General features: G+C 37.5%; 22 protein-coding genes. 8 read left to right on the forward strand and 14 right to left on the reverse strand.

Going from position 1 to position 20,836, the window contains the following annotated elements; all coding sequences use genetic code 11:
• Nucleotides 1-77 precede the first annotated feature (77 nt).
• Nucleotides 78-527 carry a DUF5683 domain-containing protein gene (locus CLOAM_RS05540; protein WP_044278984.1) on the forward strand — a complete coding sequence of 150 codons (450 nt, stop codon included), beginning with the start codon at nt 78-80 and terminating at the stop codon, nt 525-527.
• Nucleotides 528-543: 16 nt separating this feature from the next.
• On the forward strand, nt 544-1,326 hold the full coding sequence (locus CLOAM_RS05545; protein ID WP_015424893.1) for a CAP domain-containing protein: 783 nt from the start codon (nt 544-546) through the stop codon (nt 1,324-1,326).
• 664 nt (nt 1,327-1,990) lie between these two features.
• On the opposite strand, the gene CLOAM_RS05550 is transcribed toward CLOAM_RS05545, so the two are convergent.
• Complete coding sequence (locus tag CLOAM_RS05550; protein WP_015424895.1) at nt 1,991-2,761, reverse strand: exodeoxyribonuclease III; 771 nt, start codon at nt 2,759-2,761, stop codon at nt 1,991-1,993.
• Between the two features lie 156 nt (nt 2,762-2,917).
• Here CLOAM_RS05550 and CLOAM_RS05555 point away from each other — a divergent pair, with 156 nt between their 5' ends.
• The 4 genes from CLOAM_RS05555 to CLOAM_RS05570 are packed head-to-tail and all read left to right on the forward strand — an operon-like array spanning nt 2,918 to nt 7,538.
• Entirely contained in the window at nt 2,918-5,341 is a 2,424-nt protein-coding gene (locus CLOAM_RS05555) for a putative LPS assembly protein LptD (RefSeq protein WP_015424896.1), read from the forward strand.
• On the forward strand, nt 5,322-5,912 hold the full coding sequence (locus tag CLOAM_RS05560; RefSeq protein ID WP_015424897.1) for a D-glycero-alpha-D-manno-heptose-1,7-bisphosphate 7-phosphatase: 591 nt from the start codon (nt 5,322-5,324) through the stop codon (nt 5,910-5,912). The genes CLOAM_RS05555 and CLOAM_RS05560 overlap by 20 nt, the downstream gene beginning before the upstream one ends.
• Nucleotides 5,909-6,718, forward strand: coding sequence for an RNA methyltransferase (locus tag CLOAM_RS05565; RefSeq protein WP_015424898.1), 810 nt, complete (start codon nt 5,909-5,911; stop codon nt 6,716-6,718). The genes CLOAM_RS05560 and CLOAM_RS05565 overlap by 4 nt, the downstream gene beginning before the upstream one ends.
• Complete coding sequence (locus CLOAM_RS05570) at nt 6,711-7,538, forward strand: XdhC family protein (RefSeq protein WP_044278986.1); 828 nt, start codon at nt 6,711-6,713, stop codon at nt 7,536-7,538. Before CLOAM_RS05565 ends, CLOAM_RS05570 begins: the two co-directional genes overlap by 8 nt.
• A gap of 473 nt (nt 7,539-8,011) precedes the next feature.
• Here the strand turns inward: CLOAM_RS05570 and CLOAM_RS05575 are convergent, their stop codons facing one another.
• Genes CLOAM_RS05575 through CLOAM_RS05630 form a run of 12 tightly spaced genes read right to left on the reverse strand, consistent with a single transcriptional unit; the run spans nt 8,012 to nt 18,424 of the window.
• Nucleotides 8,012-9,796, reverse strand: coding sequence for an NADH-dependent [FeFe] hydrogenase, group A6 (locus CLOAM_RS05575; RefSeq protein WP_015424900.1), 1,785 nt, complete (start codon nt 9,794-9,796; stop codon nt 8,012-8,014).
• A gap of 21 nt (nt 9,797-9,817) precedes the next feature.
• A complete protein-coding gene (gene nuoF / locus CLOAM_RS05580; RefSeq protein WP_015424901.1) occupies nt 9,818-11,380 on the reverse strand; it encodes an NADH-quinone oxidoreductase subunit NuoF in 1,563 nt (520 codons plus the stop codon).
• Complete coding sequence (gene nuoE, locus CLOAM_RS05585; protein WP_015424902.1) at nt 11,380-11,835, reverse strand: NADH-quinone oxidoreductase subunit NuoE; 456 nt, start codon at nt 11,833-11,835, stop codon at nt 11,380-11,382. The genes nuoF and nuoE overlap by 1 nt, the downstream gene beginning before the upstream one ends.
• Before the next feature lie 12 nt (nt 11,836-11,847).
• Complete coding sequence (locus CLOAM_RS05590; RefSeq protein ID WP_015424903.1) at nt 11,848-13,707, reverse strand: NADH-quinone oxidoreductase subunit NuoF; 1,860 nt, start codon at nt 13,705-13,707, stop codon at nt 11,848-11,850.
• Between the two features lie 15 nt (nt 13,708-13,722).
• Nucleotides 13,723-14,088 (reverse strand): (2Fe-2S) ferredoxin domain-containing protein, encoded by a 366-nt coding sequence (locus tag CLOAM_RS05595; protein ID WP_015424904.1) that lies wholly within the window; start codon nt 14,086-14,088, stop codon nt 13,723-13,725.
• On the reverse strand, nt 14,088-14,657 hold the full coding sequence (locus CLOAM_RS05600) for an ATP-binding protein (RefSeq protein WP_015424905.1): 570 nt from the start codon (nt 14,655-14,657) through the stop codon (nt 14,088-14,090). Before CLOAM_RS05600 ends, CLOAM_RS05595 begins: the two co-directional genes overlap by 1 nt.
• Before the next feature lie 13 nt (nt 14,658-14,670).
• Nucleotides 14,671-15,153 (reverse strand): NADH-quinone oxidoreductase subunit NuoE family protein, encoded by a 483-nt coding sequence (locus CLOAM_RS05605; RefSeq protein ID WP_015424906.1) that lies wholly within the window; start codon nt 15,151-15,153, stop codon nt 14,671-14,673.
• A gap of 30 nt (nt 15,154-15,183) precedes the next feature.
• Complete coding sequence (locus CLOAM_RS05610) at nt 15,184-15,921, reverse strand: PHP domain-containing protein (RefSeq protein ID WP_015424907.1); 738 nt, start codon at nt 15,919-15,921, stop codon at nt 15,184-15,186.
• Between the two features lie 11 nt (nt 15,922-15,932).
• A complete protein-coding gene (locus CLOAM_RS05615) occupies nt 15,933-16,274 on the reverse strand; it encodes a hypothetical protein (RefSeq protein WP_015424908.1) in 342 nt (113 codons plus the stop codon).
• Entirely contained in the window at nt 16,267-17,574 is a 1,308-nt protein-coding gene (locus CLOAM_RS05620; protein ID WP_015424909.1) for a [Fe-Fe] hydrogenase large subunit C-terminal domain-containing protein, read from the reverse strand. The genes CLOAM_RS05615 and CLOAM_RS05620 overlap by 8 nt, the downstream gene beginning before the upstream one ends.
• A 12-nt stretch (nt 17,575-17,586) precedes the next feature.
• Nucleotides 17,587-18,105, reverse strand: a complete 519-nt coding sequence (locus CLOAM_RS05625; protein ID WP_018197911.1) for an ATP-binding protein — start codon at nt 18,103-18,105, stop codon at nt 17,587-17,589.
• Entirely contained in the window at nt 18,077-18,424 is a 348-nt protein-coding gene (locus CLOAM_RS05630; protein ID WP_015424911.1) for a DRTGG domain-containing protein, read from the reverse strand. Before CLOAM_RS05630 ends, CLOAM_RS05625 begins: the two co-directional genes overlap by 29 nt.
• 290 nt (nt 18,425-18,714) lie before the next feature.
• On the opposite strand from CLOAM_RS05630, the gene CLOAM_RS05635 reads away from it, so the two are divergent.
• Nucleotides 18,715-19,395: a metal-dependent hydrolase gene (locus tag CLOAM_RS05635; protein WP_015424912.1), complete on the forward strand. Its 681-nt coding sequence runs from the start codon at nt 18,715-18,717 to the stop codon at nt 19,393-19,395.
• Nucleotides 19,396-19,588: 193 nt separating this feature from the next.
• Here the strand turns inward: CLOAM_RS05635 and CLOAM_RS09685 are convergent, their stop codons facing one another.
• On the reverse strand, nt 19,589-19,783 hold the full coding sequence (locus CLOAM_RS09685) for a hypothetical protein (RefSeq protein ID WP_157860011.1): 195 nt from the start codon (nt 19,781-19,783) through the stop codon (nt 19,589-19,591).
• 216 nt (nt 19,784-19,999) lie between these two features.
• On the opposite strand from CLOAM_RS09685, the gene CLOAM_RS05640 reads away from it, so the two are divergent.
• Nucleotides 20,000-20,797, forward strand: a complete 798-nt coding sequence (locus CLOAM_RS05640) for a hypothetical protein (RefSeq protein ID WP_015424913.1) — start codon at nt 20,000-20,002, stop codon at nt 20,795-20,797.
• The last annotated feature ends 39 nt before the right edge of the window (nt 20,798-20,836 follow it).

Raw genomic sequence — 20,836 nt, forward strand, 5'->3', positions numbered from 1 at the left:
ATGTCCTCTCGTTACATTATTATTGACAATATAATAAGGAAAAAAGATAAGGAAAAAAAGAAAAAGCAGGAGTTGGTTTGAAACGATTTAGCGTAGTTCTGCTCTTAATTCTGTTATGCAGTTCAATTTTGGCACAACCGATTAAGAAGAATCCAAACAAAGCAGCTTTGTGTTCTATTTTCCCTGGAGGAGGGCAAATATACAACGAAGCATATATTAAAGCTAGTGCCATAATTGGAATTCAGACCTATTTAATTATTACTGCTATTCATAATGATGCCAAAGTTCAGGATTATAAGGATAAAATCAATTCCACCAGTGATGAAATATTACTTGCAGAATATAGGAATAAACAAAAGCAATATAAGGAAAAACGCACCCGCGATTTTTGGTGGATGGGAATAACTTTGGCATTTTCTACCCTTGATGCTTACATTGATGCACATCTTTCCAATTTTAAGGAAGAGAAGGAGAAAATTCATATCCGCTTTGAGGAAGAAACCCTTCTTTTGGAATATAACTTTTAGCCGGAGAAAAAAATCGGTGCGTAAATCATTTTTTCTTATTCTCTTACTGCTTTTTGCCTGCACACAATCCTCAAAGACCATAAGTGTAACGGAATTTGAACATCGTATTTGGGAACTTACCAATCAACAACGTTCAGCTTATAATTTACCTCCGCTTTTGTATGATGAGGGTTTGGCTGATTTAGCTCGGTTGCATAGTAAAAATATGTTCAATTTTGATTTTTTTGCGCATAAAGACCATCTCGGGTATCTTGTTGATGACCGAAAAAAGAAATACTATCCGCAATTAGTTGTTTCTTCTATTGGAGAGAACTTAGCCAAATTTGTTAACGGTGCAAGGACTTTTACACCTGAAGAAGTAGTTAACGGTTGGATGAATTCTCCTGAGCACAAAGAAAATATCTTAAATGCCACTTACACTCATTTAGGAGTAGGTGTATTTACGCAAGATGAAGTGCTTTTGGCTACACAGAATTTTGCCGCTCCGGTAGTAAAATTGCTATCCGAAATTCCTGAAAAATTTGACCCCTTATATCAATATCAATTGCTGTTTGAATATATGTCGCCCTTGCCTGCTAAAGAACTGGAAGCCGTATTAAATTTCCCTGATTCAAGGTTCAAATATTACATAGATGACAGGTCTTATACTATTGGCTTGAAACCAGTTCCTTTGCATTGGATGGCAGAAAAACAATTGGAAGTAATAGTAGATTTCCCTGCCGGCAGAGGTAATTATTCTCTCTGCTTTGGTTTTAATCATTCCTATCTGGAGGATGGAATTAAAATAAAGGTTAAATAGAGAAACGGGATAACAGGGGAAATGAAAAAGTGGGAAGGTGAAAAGGGAAAATGTCTATAGGTAAAAAAGGTAAACCCAAATTGAGGAATATAGTTTTCATATCGTTATTGCATAAATATTTTCCAGTCCACAGTGGATCCCGGCAAAAGCAGAAGTCCAGAAATGTTAATGCAGGATAACTCCCAGCCAATAAGGGAAAACAAGGTTAATAGAGAAAAGGAATTGGCAAAGAATGAAAGGGCGAGACCTTTACCTTTTTTTATGCAGCGCATTATTTCCTACCATGTTGAATCTTTTATGCTTCTTTAACCCTTCTTTAACGATTCTTTAACGAAGTTAAGGCATTGTTAAAGGATCGTTAAAGAGTCGTTAAAGAAATGACCAGGCAACAAGTAGTTAAACAAAGTCCACAAGGTAATTTTATAAAGCAAAAATGATGATGAGAGCATAGCTTCTGTCTTGTAATATCATTCAGGAAAAAGCTGCGGCTATTATATGTCTACGACCTACGAAACCATTAGGCAATGTACCTATTGTTCCGCTCAATTTCTTCTAATCTTGGCATCAAGTTCTTACTTTCGGTTTTCTATTGTATTCCTCCTATTTTTTATCAAAGGTCTATATAATCATTATTTATGGCTTGTTGGTAAAAATGTTGTATAGATTATATTTCCAGTTCAACAAAAACTGGGCAGTGGTCTGAACCCTCAATATCTTGTCTGATTCCAGCTTTTTTAATATGTTCAATTCCTTCTTTATTAACCCAAAAATAATCCAATCGCCAACCTACATTTCTGGGTCTGGCTTTTGTTCTATAGCTCCACCAGGTATATTGTTCAGGGCTTTTATCAAAATAGCGGAAAGTATCTATCCAACCCATTTCTGCAATTTTATCCAGCCAGGCACGTTCAATAGGTAAAAAACCGCTGGTCTTTTCATTTTCTTTTGGATTGGCAAGGTCTATAGGATGGTGAGCAGTATTGAAATCACCGCCAACTAAAATTATTTTGCCGGAAGTTCTTTTTTCCTCCATAACTTCCAGGCAGCGGTCATAAAAGCGGAGTTTATAGTTCAAGCGTTCATCATCTTTTTGTCCATTTGGAAAATAGATATTAAAAAAGATAAATTCAGTGTATTCGGCAATATTAATTCTACCTTCGTTATCAAATTCCGGATTGCCAAATCCTGTGGAAAAGCTTAAAGGTAGCAGTTTTGTAAATAAGCCGGTTCCTGAATACCCTTTGCGCAAACTATGCGACCAATAAATAAGGTATTCATTTAAAGTGTTAAGTTCTTCAGGGATTTGATGTTCCTGCAATTTTGTTTCCTGAATTCCTAAAATATCGGGCTGTTCTTTTTGGATAATTTCTATAAAACCCTTATTCAAAGCAGCACGTAATCCATTAACATTCCAAGACCAAAGTAATAATTTCAAAAAAACCTCCTTCTTTCTAACCTCAACCGGTTATTATGTTTAAGTAATTCCTTTTTAGAAAAGGCATTCATCTAATATAATAATTTAGTTATTGCCTGCAGGCAAGTTATTATCCTGCTTGACACAGAGATGGCATTTATTTTTTTAGATTGCTAAATGAAAAATAAGAAAATCTGTCTGTTACTGATACCTTTACTGTTGCTAACAGGTCTTTCGCTTTTTGCTCAAAAAGAAGCAAGAAATTATGCTTTGTCTGATTCCCTATTTCCCGAAATTCCTGATAGCTTGAAAATTAATTTAATAGAGACGGATTCGCTTTTTTATAAGGCAGATAGCATTCATTTTGAATATGATACGGAAATTATTAAGCTTTTTGGCAAGCCCCGCATTAATTATCAGGATACAGAAATTATTGCCGATTCCATCACCGTAGACATCAAAAAAGAACGCGCTTTCAGCTATGGTCCTACCAAAATGAGAGATGGAGAGCAATTACTTTTAGGTTCCAATGTTCGTTATGATGTTAAAACTCAAACCGGTATTTTGAATAATGGATACAGCTTAATTGAAGATGGTTATTACACTGGAAGCGAACTTCGTAAAGTTGATAAGGATATTTATGATATAGATGGTGGCACTTTTACCAATTGTGATTTGGAAGAGCCATCTTTTTGGTTTTGGTCAAAACAATTAAGAGTTTACAGGGGAGATAAAATTGTCGGAAAACCTGTAATTGGTTATGTAAATCACTTTCCGGCATTCTTTTTTCCTTTTATTATAATTCCTATCAGGCAGGGAAGGCATCCCGGTTTTCTTATTCCTTCTCCTGATTATAATAATGTAGATGGTTTTGTGATCCGGAATTTAGCTTTATATTATCCTTATCGTGATTATGCCGATTTTGTTCTGGGCTTTGATATTATGGAAAAAACTGGTTGGAAAGGCCATTTTGATACCGAATACCTGAAACGCTATGCTTTTTCCGGAAATTTTAATGCTGCTTTTCAACACAGCATAGATGAATACAGCACTTTTGACGATTGGTCATTACAGGGAAATCATCATCAAGACCTTCCAGAAAAGTCATCTTTGGATGCAACTATCAATTTTGTAAGTAATAAACGCATTTGGGAAAGCAGCAGTGATGTAGACCAAAGTTTAGCTCAAAGATTAACTTCCAGTGTTTCCTATTCCAAACCGATTGGTTCTTCATATTTAAATGCCGGCAGCTATTTTACGCAGGATTTGATCAATGATACCGCTTCTTTATCTTTACCGAGTGCGTCTTTTTTCTTGTCCAGTAGACCCGTTTCTGAACTTTTTAATGTGTCTCCCGATTCATGGTTAAGCAATTTTAATTATCGCTATAATGTATATTTAGAACATACAGGGAATTTAAGAGAAAAGAATTATTCTTTAGGTGATTTTTTCTGGGATAACACAATTGATCCTGCAGATACAACAGGAATTAGGATGCTGAATGAACATCATTTGGGAATAAAACAAAATGCCGGAATTTCTCATAATTCCAATTTATTCGGATGGTTAACTTTAGGTAAGAATTTTGACTATACGGAAGCGTGGATGGATAGAGATAGAAATGATGATAAATTTGCCAGAGGTTATGCCTGGACTGCATCTGCAAATGCCAGATTTAATTTGTACGGTTTGCGAAATTTTAAAAATTTCCCTATTAATTCTATTCGGCATATAATTACACCTAATATCGGCTATTCCTATCAACCGGATACTAGGAAGAATTCCGATTTATACAGTTTTGGCAGTATCGGAGTAAGCAATTCCCAAGAGGCATCCAATCTAACTTTTAATTTAGATAATACTTGGCAGATGAAATACGGCAAAAAAGGAAACGAAACAAAACTTAACGACCTTTTATTTTGGCGAATGGGAACTAATGCCAATCTGAAAAAAAAGGATAAACCCTTTTCTAACATAGCACATACACTATATTTCAAACCAGGAAGTTTTAACCTGGGAACTCTATCTTTAAATGAAGGAAAATATAAGCTTGGCAGTTTAAAACTTAGCTATTCCTCACAGTTTAGCGCAACTCAAGATCCCTATAAAATTCAGTGGGACAAAATGAACTTAAGGAATCAATATTTTTCTCAGGGAATAGTTCTTAGCGGTTCTGCACCTTACAACAGATATTTTTCTGCTCCTAAAAACAAAAGTTTTGAGGATTTTGAAAATTCCGATTCTCAAAAATCAGTTTTGGAATATATGCAAGAAACTGCAGGAACCAATGACTGGAGTTTTTCCATCAGTCAAAATATCTATGCCGATAAAGATATTTTTCATCCCGCAACCAGTAGTTTGAGATCAAGCTTAACCTGTAAAATCACGCAAAACTGGAGATTATCTTACACCAATTATTATAACCTGAAGACAAATGATATGCTTTCTCAAACACTTTCTTTTTCCCGAGACCTGCATTGCTGGAAAATGGATGTAAATATCACTTTGAGAAATGATTACTGGGATTACCGAATTTCCCTGTTTAATACTTTATTACCAGACGCTTTAAGGTTTCAAACCCATGACAGCAAAAGATATTAAACGCGCTATTTTTTTAGACCGGGATGGCGTTATAAGTCCTGATGATTTTGGCTATTTAAGCAATCCGGAAGAATATCATCTTTATCCTTACACAATTGAGGCGTTAAAAATATTTAAGGAACTTAATTTTTTGCTTTTCGTGGTTACCAATCAGTCCGGAATTGCCAGGGGTTATTTTACTATTGACGACTTGGAAAAAGTGCTGGCAAAAATGCGTTCTTTGCTTTCCGCAGGAGGAATAGAACTTGATGGCGTTTATTATTCCCCTTATTATAAAGACGGAATCGTTCCACCATATAATATTGATCACATAGATCGCAAACCAGGCATTGGAATGTTCAAAAAGGCATATTCCGAGTTTCATTTTCAAATAGAGGGTTCCTATATGATTGGAGACCGCATCAGTGATCTTGGTTTCGGCAGAAATGCTCACCTTAAAAATATCTTGCTATTGACAGGGAATGGAGAAAAGGACTTTATGAAAATTCTGGAAACGGATGATTTAAGACCAGATTTCGTCTGCGAGAATTTGTTGACCGCCGCTAAACTAATTAGAGATTATAAGTTATGAAACTTTCCACTCATTACAGCGAAACCAAATTCAAGTCCTTTACCTTTGAGGAACAGATAGGAGCATTGAATAAACTTATCTTATCATTAGAAAAGAATTTAACGGAAGCGGAAAAACGCTCTCAGATAATTGAGCATATTTTGGAATTATATCTTTTGGTGGAAAAACCCTTACCTCAAAAAATGCAGCTCTTTATAAAAGAATTAAATCCTCACTTAAGTCCTCATCAATTATTGAATAAACTCTATTTTTACTGTGATGGAGCTCTCAGAAAAGATAGTCAGATGGCACTTTCAACGGAAAAAGAAAAAGTTATTCTTGATCCTGATATTCGCCAAAAAGCAAAACGGATAACCGTGATTTGTGATAATTTACGCTCGGTTTTTAATGTTGGTTCTCTTTTTCGGACTGCGGAATGCTTAGGGATAGGAAAAATTATTGTCTGCGGAATAACCCCTACTCCGGAACATAGTAATATGCCAAAAACGGCTATGGGAACGGAAAAACTCGTTGCCTGGCAATATTTTCCCAGCACTACTGAAGCAATTGCTTTTTGCCATCAAGAAGGTTTTTTTATTTATGCTCTGGAAACGATAGATAACGCAAAAAGTGTATTTCAGACCGTTTATCAATTTCCTCTTGCGATTGTTATCGGAAATGAAGCTCTTGGCATAGAATCATCAATTTTAGAGCTTTGTGATGAATTTATCACTTTGCCCCAATTGGGTTGGAAAAATTCTTTAAATGTAGGCGTGGCAACAGGAATTGTCCTTTATCAAATTCTGTTTGGAGGTTTTAATGGATAACCTTGCTTATTTTGAAAAACTGCTTATTTTACTGCAAGAACATAGCCCTGTCTGGCAGGCAAATATTATTGAAAGCGATGGTTCAACTCCGGCAAAAACGGGAATGAAATTAGCCATTCCGTTAAAGGAAGAACCATTTGGCAATTTGGGTGGAGGGGAATTGGAACATACGGTTATAGAGAAAATTAGAAATGATAAACCCGGAAAAGCCACAATTTATATTTTTAATTTATCTGCAGATGGCTCTAAATCCGGAATTGAAACTTCTATGCTGTGCGGAGGTTATGTAAAAGTATATGTTGAACCGTTATTTTCCCCCGATAAACTTTATATTATTGGAGCGGGACATTGCGGCAAAGCATTAGGAAAATTAGCTTGCCTTTGCGGTTTTTATGTTGTCCTGATAGACAACCGAAAAGAAATTATTGATAATTTACCTGAGGATTGTTGTCATCGTGCTATATATCACGATTATGCAAACCTGGCTGAGATTATTGATTTTAATCCCAATACTTGGATTGTGATTATGACTCACGGTCACTTGCACGATAAAGAAGTTCTGGAACAATGCCTGAGAAAACCCTTTCGCTATTTGGGAATGATTGGCAGTAAAACTAAAGCAGCCGCTACTTTTACTAAATTGAAAGAAAAGGGATTTACCCCGGAAGAGCTGGCTAAATGCCATTCACCTGTAGGTTTACCTATCGGATCAAATACACCTTACGAAATTGCAGTGAGCATTATGGCAGAGCTTATCTCGTTGCGTAATCTTCAAGATAAAGAGGAAAAGAGTTTTGTTCACAAAGAGATAAAGAGATAAAGAGAAAAAGAGTTTTATTCACAAAGAGAAAAAGAGATAAAGAGAAAAAGAGTTTTTTTCACAAAGAGATAAAGAGATAAAGAGGAAAAAAGTATTATTCACAAAGAGAAAAAGAGATAAAGAGTAAAAGAGTTTTTTTCACAAAGAGATAAAGAGATAAAGAGGATAAAAGTATTATTCACAAAGAGGAAAAGAGAAAATAACGGGGGAAAAGTTTTGATTTACAATTTTCACTTGCCTTCCCGAATACAATACCCCACAATATATTACTCTTACAACTGGAACTATATTTCAGCATAAAATAAAGACATTTATTTCTCAGAGTTCTACAAACTCTTTGTCAAATAGGAACTTGCCAACCCATTTTTAACCAATTGCATTGTTTGAGTTTACACTGTGTTTTTTATCATCTGAAAAAAAAATAAGGCGGAGAAAGAAATCTCCGCCTTTCTGTATCTTTTAGTAGTAGGAGTTTATCCGTGTTTATGAGTAATTTCTGCGGTAACTTGTCCGTTGAATACGGAGCGTTTAAAGTAATGTGTATGTAATAGCTTAAGGGCAAGTTTGGAATTTGGCTCACCGAGGAATTTTTCATAGACCTTTAGAACTTCCGGATTATGATGCGACATTCTAACAGGTAAATTACGGTCTTCTTCATATAAAGCCAAACCTCTTCTCGCTCTGGAAGCAATATCATTGCCGTAAGGTTGGCCTCCTCCACCTACACAACCTCCCGGACAAGCCATAATTTCAATAAAATGCCAGGGGGATTCACCTTTTGTGGCAAGACCTTCACGCACACGATCAAGAACCTTACGCGCGTTGGAAAGTCCATGAGCAACAGCTACATTCACTTTTCCAAAGCCGGGAACATCAACCGATGCTTCTTTAACTCCTTCCAGTCCACGCACTGCCGTAATATCCACATTCTGCAAATCAGTGCCAGTTACAAGGTAATAAGCACTACGAATTGCAGCTTCCATAACTCCGCCTGTGGCTCCAAAAATTGTTCCTGCACCGGTATAAAAACTCATTCCTTCGTCCGGTTCTTCATCCGGTATGTTAGCAAAATCAATTCCCGCTTCTTTAATCATCCGAATAAATTCCCGCGTTGTTAAAACATAATCGGTATCCTGAAAACCGCTATCGCTTAATTCTGGACGTCGTGCTTCAAATTTCTTAGCGGTGCATGGCATAATGGCAACCGAGACAATTTTAGCAGGATCAATTCCTTTTTCCTGGGCATAATAGGTCTTGGAAAGAACTCCAAACATACTCATAGGTGATTTTGCCGTTGAAACACAATCCGCTAAATCGGGATAATAGGTCTCCATAAATTTAATCCAACCGGGAGAACAGGAAGTAATCAGCGGTCTCTTTTCTCCCGCTTTCAGTTTGGTTACGCATTCCGTGCCTTCTTCCATAATGGTTAAATCGGCAGTAAAATTGGTATCCATAACCGAATCAAAACCGATTTTACGCAGAGCTGCATACATTTTTTTAGGAGTTACGCTACCTAAAGGCATTCCAAATTCTTCACCTAAAGAAACACGAATGGAAGGTGCTTCCTGAACTATCACATGTTTTTCAGGGTCTAAAATCGCTTCCCAAACAGCATCCAGTTCACTTCTTTCGTGCAATGCACCCGTAGGACAATAAACAGTACACTGACCACAATTAACACATGGGCTATTTGCCATTCCCTGACTGAAGGCAGTATCAATATGGGTATCAATTCCTCTTTCGGCAAAAGTGAGAGCATAAACCGTTTGCACTTCGTTACATACGGTTATACAACGTCCGCATCCGATACATTTATTGGTATCTCTGATAATGGACAAACTGGATTCATCGGCAGGTGTTTTAACCAAAATGTTAGGTAACGCCTCAGAATCCACTCCCAGATTATTTGCCAGGGATTGTAATTCGCATTTATTGTTGGCAGGACAAGTAGGACAGGTTACATCATGATTGGAAAGAATCATTTCCACAACTGTCTTACGATAGGAACGAAGTTTCTTTGAATTAGTAACAATTTTCATTCCTTCCGCCACAGGAGTACAACAGGCACGTTTGGGAGTTGGATTTCCTGCAATTTCCACAACACAAACACCACAATTTCCTGTAGGAGGTAAATCGGGGTGATAACACAAACGGGGAATATAAATTCCAATTTTATCTGCGGCTTCTATAATAGTCATTGTCTCCGGAACTTCCAGATGATGACCGTCTATAAAGACATTTACTGTTTTAGCCATAATATCAATCCTCTTATTTTCTTACTTTTTGGTTATTTCAATGAATTCATCGGTAAAATTTTCAATCGCACTGCGAACAGCCATAATTGGCGATTGACCTAAAGCACAGAAAGATGTTTGCTGCATTGTTTCAGCTATTAAGAGCATTAAATTCACATCTTCCATAGTCCCATTTCCTTTGCGGATTTTGGAAATTAGCTGATAAAGCTGTTGGGTTCCGTTTTTACAAGGAGAACATTTTCCGCAGGATTCATGGCGGAAGAAACGCAGAATACTCCAAAGCAAATCAACAATACTCTGGTGTTCATTCAAAACTAAAATGGCTCCGCTACCTAAAACAGCAGAATATTGATTCAAGCTGGTAAAATCCATTTTCACATCTAAAAGGCGATCGGGAAGAATAACTCCGGCTGCTCCACCTACCAATGCTGCTTTGAAACGGAAACCTTTTTTCATTCCACCTGCATAATCGTTGATAATGGTTCTTAAAGTTGTTCCCATATCCACTTCGCAAAGTCCCGGATAAGCAACATCTCCAAGAATTGTATAGACCTTAGTTCCAGGACAATCAGGGGTTCCATATTGCAAAAATTCATCGGCACCCTTGGCAATAATGAAAGGCACATTTGCTAAGGTCTCAACATTATTAACTATCGTAGGAGCTTTCCAAAGTCCTTCCACTCCGGGAAAAGGTGGTTTCCAACGCGGAGTTCCTCTGTTTCCTTCCAGGGATTCAATTAAAGCTGTTTCCTCTCCACAAACATAAGCTCCGGCTCCAATTTTGAGTTCAATATCCAAGTCAAATCCGCTATCAAAGATATTTTTGCCTAAAATGCCATAGTCATAAGCTTGTTTAATGGCTTTTTCCAAACGGGCAATACAGAGCTTATATTCACCGCGGATATAAATATATGCCTTACTGGCACCTACCGCACGCGCACAAAGTATAATACCTTCCAGCAATTGATGCGGGTCTCCTTCCATAATTAAACGGTCTTTAAAAGTGCCGGGTTCTCCTTCATCAGCATTAACAACTACATATTTTTGGGGAACATCAAGAGCGGATGTAAAGCTCCATTTAAGACCTGCAGGAAATGCTGCTCCGCCTCTTCCTTTCAATCCCGATTTTTTCACTTCGGCAATAATATCATTTGGTTGCATATTAGTTAATGCCTTTTCCAATGCTACATAGCCGCCAGCACCAATATAGTCATCAATATTTTCGGGGTCAATGATACCTGAATTGCGTAAAACAATGCGGTTTTCATAGTTGAACTTGGGACTAAATTTTTCTGTAACTCCAACCATTAAGCGTTTTACCGGGCGTCCTTTCAGGAAATGTTCCTGCACAAGTTCCGGAATATCTTCTATTTTAACGCCTTCATAATTGATGTTTTCGGGATATACAGTCAAGCAAATCCCTCTGCCGAAAAAGCCCAAAGGTCCTGTTTCCAGAATATTGATTTCTTCCGCTAAATCATTTTTGGCTAATTCATTGCGGAGAGCAGTAATAAATTCCTGAACTCCAGCTGCGAGAGAGGTCTCATTAATTGAGACCAAAATATGACTGCGATAGAATTTCATTATCTCCTCCCTCTGATTCTTTCAATAATTTCTTCCACTTTCTCTTCCGTGAGGTCACCGTAAACATCATCATTAATCATCATCACAGGTGCATTTCCACAAACACCTAAACAGGAAGTAAATTCAAGTGTGAATAAGCCGTCTTTCGTTGTTTCGCCAATATTGATGCCAAGCAGAACTTTCAGTTTCCGCAGCATATTGTCCGAGCCCTTAATATAACAGGGTGGTGATTCGCAAAGGCGGATAATATTTTTGCCTCTTGGTTTAGTGCTATACATAGTGTAAAATGTCAGCACTCCATAAATATGATTCACAGGAATATCAAGATATTCAGCAACAGTATCTACTGCTTCAGGAGAAATATAGTGCTGAGGGTCTTGATCCTGAATTTCATGGAGAATCTGAATCAGATTATCCTTACGGGGAGCATATTTTTGACAAATTTCTTTTATCATAGCTCTTATCCTTTATTCTTCTTGATTTTGCTTTTGTAATTCCTCTGCTTCACGCATTGCTTTAACCTCAGGATGCATTCCCGGAATTTTGGAAATGGCTTTTACAGGGCATACATCCATACAGGTTCCGCACTTGATGCAGGATAGTTGATTGATCGTATATTTTTCTTCCCGACTACCGGAAATGCAACTTACAGGACATTTGCGCGCGCATAAGGAACATCCTATGCATTTATCCTTGTCTATCTCAAAATGCATTAGATCGGGACAAACCTTATTGGCGCAACTTTTATCCCGAATATGAGCTTCATATTCATCGCGGAAATAACGAATTGTGGAAAGAACAGGATTGGGAGCTGTTTGTCCTAATCCACAAAGGGAAATCTTGGAAATGGTTTCTCCCAGGTGTTGAAGTTCTTCAATATCTCCTTCTTTGCCATATCCGCTATCAATCCTTTTTAATATTTCCAGCATTTGTTTCAAGCCAATCTTGCAGGGAGAACATTTTCCACAGGATTCATCCACGCAGAAATCCATAAAGAACTTGGCAACATTCACCATACACTTTTCTTCATTCATTACAATCACTCCCCCCGAACCCATCATCGCTCCACGTTCTTTTAAGCTTTCATAATCAATAGGAACATCCAAATGCTGAGTAGTTAAACAGCCGCCACTGGGACCTCCTAATTGAACTGCTTTGAATTTGTGGTCGCCAATCATTCCTCCACCTACATCAAAAATCAGTTCCCGTAAAGTAATTCCCATTGGAACTTCAACCAAACCGGTATTTCTTATATCTCCTGTTAAGGCAAAGACCTTTGTCCCTTTACTGGTTTCTGTTCCCATAGAAGCAAACCAATCAGCTCCTTTTAGGATTATAGTTGCAATATTGCCTAAGGTCTCTACATTATTTACTACGGTTGGCTTTTTATAAAGACCTTGGACTGCAGGATAGGGTGGTTTGGGAGTTGGATTTCCTCTTTGACCTTCAATGGATTGAATTAAAGCTGTCTCTTCGCCACAAACAAAGGCACCTGCACCCGTTCTAACTTCGGCTTCAAAACTGAATTCACTGCCAAAGATGTTTTTACCTAACAAACCGGTTTCCTTAGCTTTTTCAATAGCCATTTTGATCCGCTTGATAGCTAAAGGATATTCTGCCCGGATATAAAAATATCCGTTTTGGGCTCCGGTAGCATAAGCAGCAATCATCATTCCTTCCAAAACACGATGCGGATCACCTTCCAGTAAACTTCTATCCATAAAAGCACCGGGATCGCCTTCGTCTCCATTGCAAATAAAGTATTTTTCTTCTACAGGATTGTCGTGCACCATTTGCCATTTAAGGTAAGTAGGAAAACCGCCTCCTCCCCTTCCCCGCAATCCTGATTTTTTAATAATATCTATGGTCTGCTGAGGAGTTAGAGTAGTTAAAACAGTTCCCAATGCTTCATAACCGCCGGTAGCAATGTATTCTTCAATGCTTTCTGGATCAATATAACCGCAATTGGCAAGGGCTACTTTCACCTGTTTTTGGTAAAAAGGGATTTCTTTCTGCGTAAGGAAGGTCTTATCTTCTTCATCCTGAAGCATCAAACGTTTTACAGGACGCCCCTTTAAAAAGTGTTCATTCACAATTTCTTCTACATCATCAGGGGTAACTTTTTTGTAGAAAACACCTTCCGGGTAAATTACAATTACCGGACCATAATCACAGGGTCCCATACAACCGGTTTCAATGATGTTGATTTCATTTGTCAGTCCTTTTGTTTTTAGGACATTATGAAACTGTTCTTTAACTTTTAAGGCACCGGCACTTACACATCCTGACCCACAGCAAATCAATAGGTCAATACGTTTTAATGACATTCTTTTCCTCCAGAATCAGTTGCCTGTAGCGACAACATAATCTGAAACGATTCTGCCATTTACTATGTGTTCTACAACTACCTTTTTAACTTTTTCGGGAGTCATATTGCCGTAAGTGACTTTTGGCTTGCCTTCTTCAATAATATCCACAACGGGTTCCAGGGAAGAAAGCCCTTTTTCACCTGTTTGAGTAACTAAAACATCAGTTAAATTGCGGTTAGCAATTTCTTCCAGGAAGGTTTTCATAACTTCTCTTGCACCCATAGCGATTCCGGATGTGCCCATCCCGACCACTATTTTGATGCGTGTGTTTCCACCGCGAAGTTTCATTTCTTCCTGAGCTTTTTCACGGATTTTTTTAAGGTCTGCGAGTGTTTTCATCAGACATCCTCCATATTTGTGTTTTGTATTCCTTCTAATAATGATTGATCAATGTATTCAATAACATCGGGATAAGTTAAAGGTATATTTCCCAATTCTTCTTTAATAGCCGCGGTATCAAAATAGAAGCTCTTTTCCACACCGCGTTCGTGGCTGATAAGTTTAATGGTAAAATCAACTTCGGGATGGCCTATAATAGCACCTAAAAGAGTATCTTTCAAGTTTCCCAGGGGCATTCTGTCTATATGGTCTAATTGAAAATCCACCGTTAAAACAGTGCCAAAACCAGGTTCACTGGTCATTTTAAAACTGCCGTTTGTTGCTTCTGCATTTTGTTTAACCAGGGGTATTCCGAGCCCTACTTTTTTCTCCCGCTCTTCTTTAGATGTATAAAATGGACTTTGCGCCTTATCTAAGGTTTGAGAATCCATTCCTACTCCATCGTCTTCCACAATTAAACGCAGGATATTATCCTGCACATCGCGAATAATACGGATTTTAATGTTCTTTGCTTTGGCGCGAACGGAATTTTCTATAATATCCAGAAGGTGTAATGAAATATCTTGCATTTCAGAATCCGGATTATTTGTAGCGTTTCAGGATTTCGGCTATTTTATCCTTACTATCAATTCTACCGTAGGTTTCTTCCCCGATTACAAATACCGGAGCTAAAGAACAGGCACCTACACAACGAACTGCACTCATTGTAAAAATGCCGTCTTTTGTGGTCTCCCCCATTTGGATTCCCAATTCTTCAGAAAGCATTTGGACTAAGCGAGGAGCTCCTTTAACGAAACAGGCAGTGCCTAAACAAACATTAAGATTATATTTTCCGCGAGGAGTCATCGTAAAAAAGTTGTAAAAAGTAACTACTCCATAAATCTGATTGACGGGAATATTTAATTCCTGAGCTATAAATTCTTGCACTTCCACAGGCAGGTAACCGAATATTTCCTGAGCTGAACGAAGAATTTCAATGAGGGGATTGCGGATTTTTTTCTTTTCTTCAATCACTTTTTTCAGATGTGCATATTGGTCATTTTGCATCTGATCTGCGGGAATCATAATTTCTCCTTATTTTATCTATATTTTTTCTTAAATTTCAATTTTACGCCTGCCACAACCCTTTGCAGCCAAAAACAATTCCTGCACCGCTGGCTTTTCTACAGTTATTATGCTGTAGCCCTTGCCAATATCATTTAAGTAATGAGCATCCGAGGCACGCAAAAAGACCTTATCCTTAAAATAAGGATTATCCTGCACCCAGCTTTTAACATCCAGACAAGCGCTTATCCCGAAAAGCTGAAATTGAGGCACTTCTGGCATAAAACCCAGCTGACTTAAGATACTATTTACACTGGAATCAATATGAGCCGGAACAACCAGTCCATTATATGCCTGAACCTTTTCCACTACAGTGTTTAAGTTCCACTGTGAGGAATTTATTAGAGCGCGTGGTTCCACTCTTAAAATGTTCTCATTTTCGTCAATGATTACTTGATCCCCGAAAAAATCGGGATCGTTATCAAGGGGAAACAAGCTTTCATAGAGTTCTGTATTGAATTTTTCTGCGGAAGAAGAATCCTCAAAATAGGCAAGGAGATGAATTTCTTCCACACTTTGAATTTCTACTCCCCAAGTGAAAAAAAGTCCTTCTTTTTCCGCTACTTTTTGGTAGGCAGGACAATTTGCCATACTGTTATGATCAGTAATTGCCAACCATTGAATGCCAAATTGCTTTAATCTTTGCATAATTGAATTGGGAGACATCTCCAAACCCCCACAAGGAGATAAAACAGAATGAATATGTAAATCAGTGCGGAGCGATAGCATCCGAAAATAACTTAGGAATAAAGTAATTGGTAAAGAATACCAGCAAGTTCAAAAGTAGGTAACTTGCTGGAAATAAGTAAAATGCCTTCCTCAATCGCTTTTTCTATAACTGCAGTTTCGGGTTCATTTCCTTTGGCAAAAATTATTGCCGGAATGCCAGTCATAGAAGCAACAGCAATAACATTCAGATGTTTCATAATTGTTATCCAAACCTGTCCTGATTTGGCAGAAGCCATAACATCGCTTAGCATATCACAAACATAAGCACCGTTTATTTCCACTCCTTCAAGGGCAAGAGAAGGAGTGCAGTTAATGCCATTAATAGCAGTAACATAATCACTTAGCTTAATCATTTATCCTATCCTTATTTTGATTTTCTTCTTCCTCACTATCTTTACTGTGACGCTTTAACAGCACCACACAATCATCAATGGATGCCTTTCCTAAAACGATATCTTCTGCCAGAGCATAACAGGTAGGGCTTCCACAGGCACTGCAATCAAGTCCTGGAAGCATTGTGAGGATTTCATTTATTTGTTTCATTTTCTGAATTGCTTTTTTGATATCCTTATCCAGTTCCATAATTGGTCTGGGGGCAAGTGGAACTACGGCAAATTCGCCTTTTTGATAGAGTTCATAAAGTTCACTGGTATCAAAATCGCTTCCCTGACCTTCTTTAATCATTTTTTTAATTCTGCTCATAGCTACGAAAGGATTTTCCACATTTAAACAACCACCAACACAACCATTGGTACAAGTTCGCAATACTATATAGTCATATTGATCAAGGTAATGATCTTCCACCCGGGAAAGGATTTCCATCACATTTTCCACTCCGTTTACTGATAAAGTGCGGATATCTTCACAATCAACAAGTTCTGCCTGCACTCCGGAAAGAGCCCAAGTTAAACCTTGGGGATATGTTTCAATAGAAGGAGGATTATTTTGCAGTTCTTTTAAGGAGTCCCGTATTTTGCCATAAATCATTCCAATAGAAAAAGCTCCATCCTGAAGATGTTTATAAGCGCCTTCAGGTTGGTGAACTGCAGTCACATGAGCAATACAAGGGACAATTAAAAAAATGCCTATTTCTTTTTCTTCCAAACCGTATTCTTTGTTTATTTTATCTCTAAAATACCTGGTTAAAATGCTCATTGGAGCTTCCTGGTGAAAAAGATTCGGCAGTAAAGAAGGATATTTTAGTTGAATTAAACGCACAACGGATGGACAATTACTACTTAAAATAGGCCTTTTATCCCGATTTTTTCTGATATAATCACGAATAATGTTAATCATAAAATCCGTTACTGCCGCTTCTTCTGCCACTTGATCAAAACCGAGATTTAGAACTGCCTGTTTGGCAACTTGATAGCTAATATCTTCCGTAAATTGGCCAAAAAAGGAAGAAGAAATAATAGCCAGCTTGTATTTGAACTTATGAATTATTTCCAGAGGATCGCTAAGCGGAATTATAGCATGAAAACGACAAACATTTACACAATTGCCACAATCCACACAACGGTAAGGATCAATATTTGCCTTGTGGTCTCTAACCCTTATTGCTTCTGTAGGACAAACTCTAACGCAAGCAGTGCAGCCGGTACAATTATCTGCCAAAATTTGCAGAGCATGAAAATATTTCGTTTCAGTCATATCGCTTTTATCTTAGAAAAATATTATTATTTCTACTAAGGTGGGAGAATTTAATGCCGATGTTATGTGCAATGCATCACTGTTTTTTTGAATATTAGGCAAGCCCAAACCGGCTCCAAAACCTAATTCGCGCACTAAATCATCGGCTGTAGAAAAACCGGGGGTCATTGCTTGTTGAATATTACTAATTCCAGGTCCGTTATCCATAAACTGCATATAAATTAGATTATCAAACACATTGCTGATCATTTTTCCACCTTGAGAATGAGCAGCAACATTTATTTCTGCCTCATAACCCGCAACTGCAATGCGTCTTAAAATTTCCGAATCTACTCCTAAGCGTTTTAGCAAATTCTTTAATTCCGAGGAACCCTTTCCGGCAATATTAAAATCCTTTCCTGGAATATCAAGTTCCAAAACTACTTCCGGTTCTCTTTTTTGAGCAAAAAAGTCCTGCACTTTTTCTTCAAAATCTGGTTTTATATACCAGTATTCGGACATTTCAAATTCGGCAACTGCGGAGTCCTGCATTATATAATATCCCACTTGAACGGTATAAAGTCATATTAGTCGCAACTAATGGAAGACCTCGTTCTTTTGCCATATCAATAACATCTTGCATTGGTTTTTTACCACGAACGAAAACAATGCCTATTAAATCTATCATATCGGCAAGACGGATTACCTGATTATTGGTAAGTCCGGTTAAAAGCAGGGTTGGCTCCTTGGTGCACATCAGAATATCGGAAATTAAATCCGAGGCAAAGGCACAGGGAACTTCCCGGTTCAAATCAGCTCCTTCGTAAAGAACTTCCGCTTCCAGAAGTTCTACAATATCTCGTAAGGTCATTCACTTTTTCCCTTAATCTTTTTTTTGTTATTTCATTAAATATAGATATAGAAATTCAGTCAAGGGAAAAGTAAGAGGGTAGAGAGGTTTTAACTTACAATTTTCACTTTCCCTCCCAATAATCATTACCCCACCAACTATTACACTTACAACCGAGCAATTACTGGTTCATAAATTAAAAAATTGTAAGTTAAAACAAAATATATTGTCGCTTCCCCCTATATTTTAATGTTGTTTATTGTGCCCAAACGCATTATTATATCTTTAGCGCAAACAAAAGGAGGAGAAAAATGAAGCTTCAATATTTGGGACATTCGGCTTTTCTGTTTTCAGATAGCCAAAATCGTACAATCCTTATAGACCCTTTTTTAACAGGTAATCCCCTGGCACCTGTAAAAGCCAGTCAAGTGAAAGCGGATTATATCATTCTTACTCATGCTCATTCCGATCATATAGGTGATGCATTAACCATAGCAGATAAGCGAAAAACTACAATTATCTGTGTTGTAGAGCTTGCTTCCATAATTTCCAAAAATGGCTATAATACTCATCCTCTACAAATAGGAGGTGCTTTTCAATTTCCTTTCGGTAAAGTAAAAATGGTTACCGCTTTTCATGGTTCTGCAACCTCTAACGGTCTTTATGCCGGTTTAGCTGCGGGAGTAGTTTTCAAATTGGACCATAAAACCATTTATCATTGTGGTGATACAGGCATTTTTGGAGATATGAAATTGATTGGAGAGATTGATAAAATTGATGTTCTCCTGATTCCTATAGGTGGCAATTATACAATGGATATTGATGATGCTGTGCGTGCCGTCAGTTTGATTCAGCCGGAATTGGCTATTCCTATGCACTATAATACTTTTGATTTAATTAGAGCTAATCCGCAGGAATTCGTGGATAAAATTACTGCTAACGGTTTTGCAGGAAAGGTGTTAAAGCCAGGAGAAGAACTCCAGTTTTCCTAATTGTTTTACTGCGTGAAGACAAAAACGGGATGACAAATTCCGAGGGGGTAAAAGAAATTGAGTTTTTTGTATAATAATCCGCCAACCCTTTTAGCAATGGGGAATTTATTTAATACATTTTAATTATATCTAACTAAAAACACTTCTTCCTTAATAGCATTGCTTACCCATTGCTTACCCATTACGGATGGCATTAGTAATGGGTAAGCAATGCTTCAGTAATGCTATTGGATGAAAGAGAATAGAAATAATAGTAAACATTATTTCTCCTCTCTTTAATCATATATTGTAGTAAAAATTCTGGAGGCATTACAGTTAGATAACGACGGTTTGTTTTAGCCCAAATAATGCGGTTTGTTTGAAAGCCCGAAGGTAATTTCCCTTTCATTTTTTTCCAATACATTATTGGAGTTTAACATTACAATTTTGGGCTTTGATAAATATGCTTTATCTTGATTGATGAGGACTTCAACCTTCCGAGTAGTTTTCCTTTTTTCCTTGACAATTCTTTATCCTTGGTAAACAAAGAAAAAAAGTTAATAAGACCCTTTTTTATCAGACATAAGCTTTTGCTAAATGATGAATTAGATAAACGGAGTAAACAATGAAAAAAACGGTTTGGTTAATTATTGCCATCGTAATTTTGATGGGTCTGGTTGGTTGTAAAAAAAAGGAAGAAAAATTACCCAGCCAGGAAACAGCATCCGCTATCACAACTTATGCTCCTCTGCCTTCATTTAAAGAGGTTTTTAGAGTTCTGGATCAACTTCAGGTAAAAGATATTTCAGCTGCCGTTCCTGCTGATCTTTATAAAACCAAGCAAGAAGAGGTTCGTAACGCTTTTTCCTTAGGTTTACTAACGGCAGATGCTACTTTAGCTGCTAAAGGTCATAATAAAAAGCGCCTGAGTCAGATTTCTTCCAGGATGATGGATTTAACCACTCTTCTGGGTTTGGAGGAAGAAGTAAATCAAATGAGTGCCGAACTGAAAAATTTGCTTGAAAAAGAACAATGGACTGAACTGGAAACCGCTTTGGATACTCACAAGAAAAAAGTGGAAGATAAGCTCTGGGAAATGGAAAGTTTTGATAACTACACTCTGCTGCTTCTCGGCGGTTGGATTGAAGCTACCAATCGCGTTGCCTGGCTTATAAAACAGGATTACTCTGCAGAAAAAACCAAGGCATTGAACCAAAAAGGCACATTCAACAGCTTAATCGGTAATTTGAAAAATATCAAAGCAGAACATATTACCAGTCAACCTGAATTTCAAGAGGTTTTAGGTTTGATGGAACAGCTTAAAGCGGTTATTGATGCCGATAAAGAAAAGACATATACTCCGGAACAGCTGGATCAAATAATTTCGCTGACTAATCAGATTAAAGAGACCTTTAAAAAGTAATTTCTGCTATTATTATGTTACAATCAGGTTGGGAAAAAG

This window comes from Candidatus Cloacimonas acidaminovorans str. Evry (genome assembly GCF_000146065.2).
GTDB classification, from domain to species: domain Bacteria; phylum Cloacimonadota; class Cloacimonadia; order Cloacimonadales; family Cloacimonadaceae; genus Cloacimonas; species Cloacimonas acidaminivorans.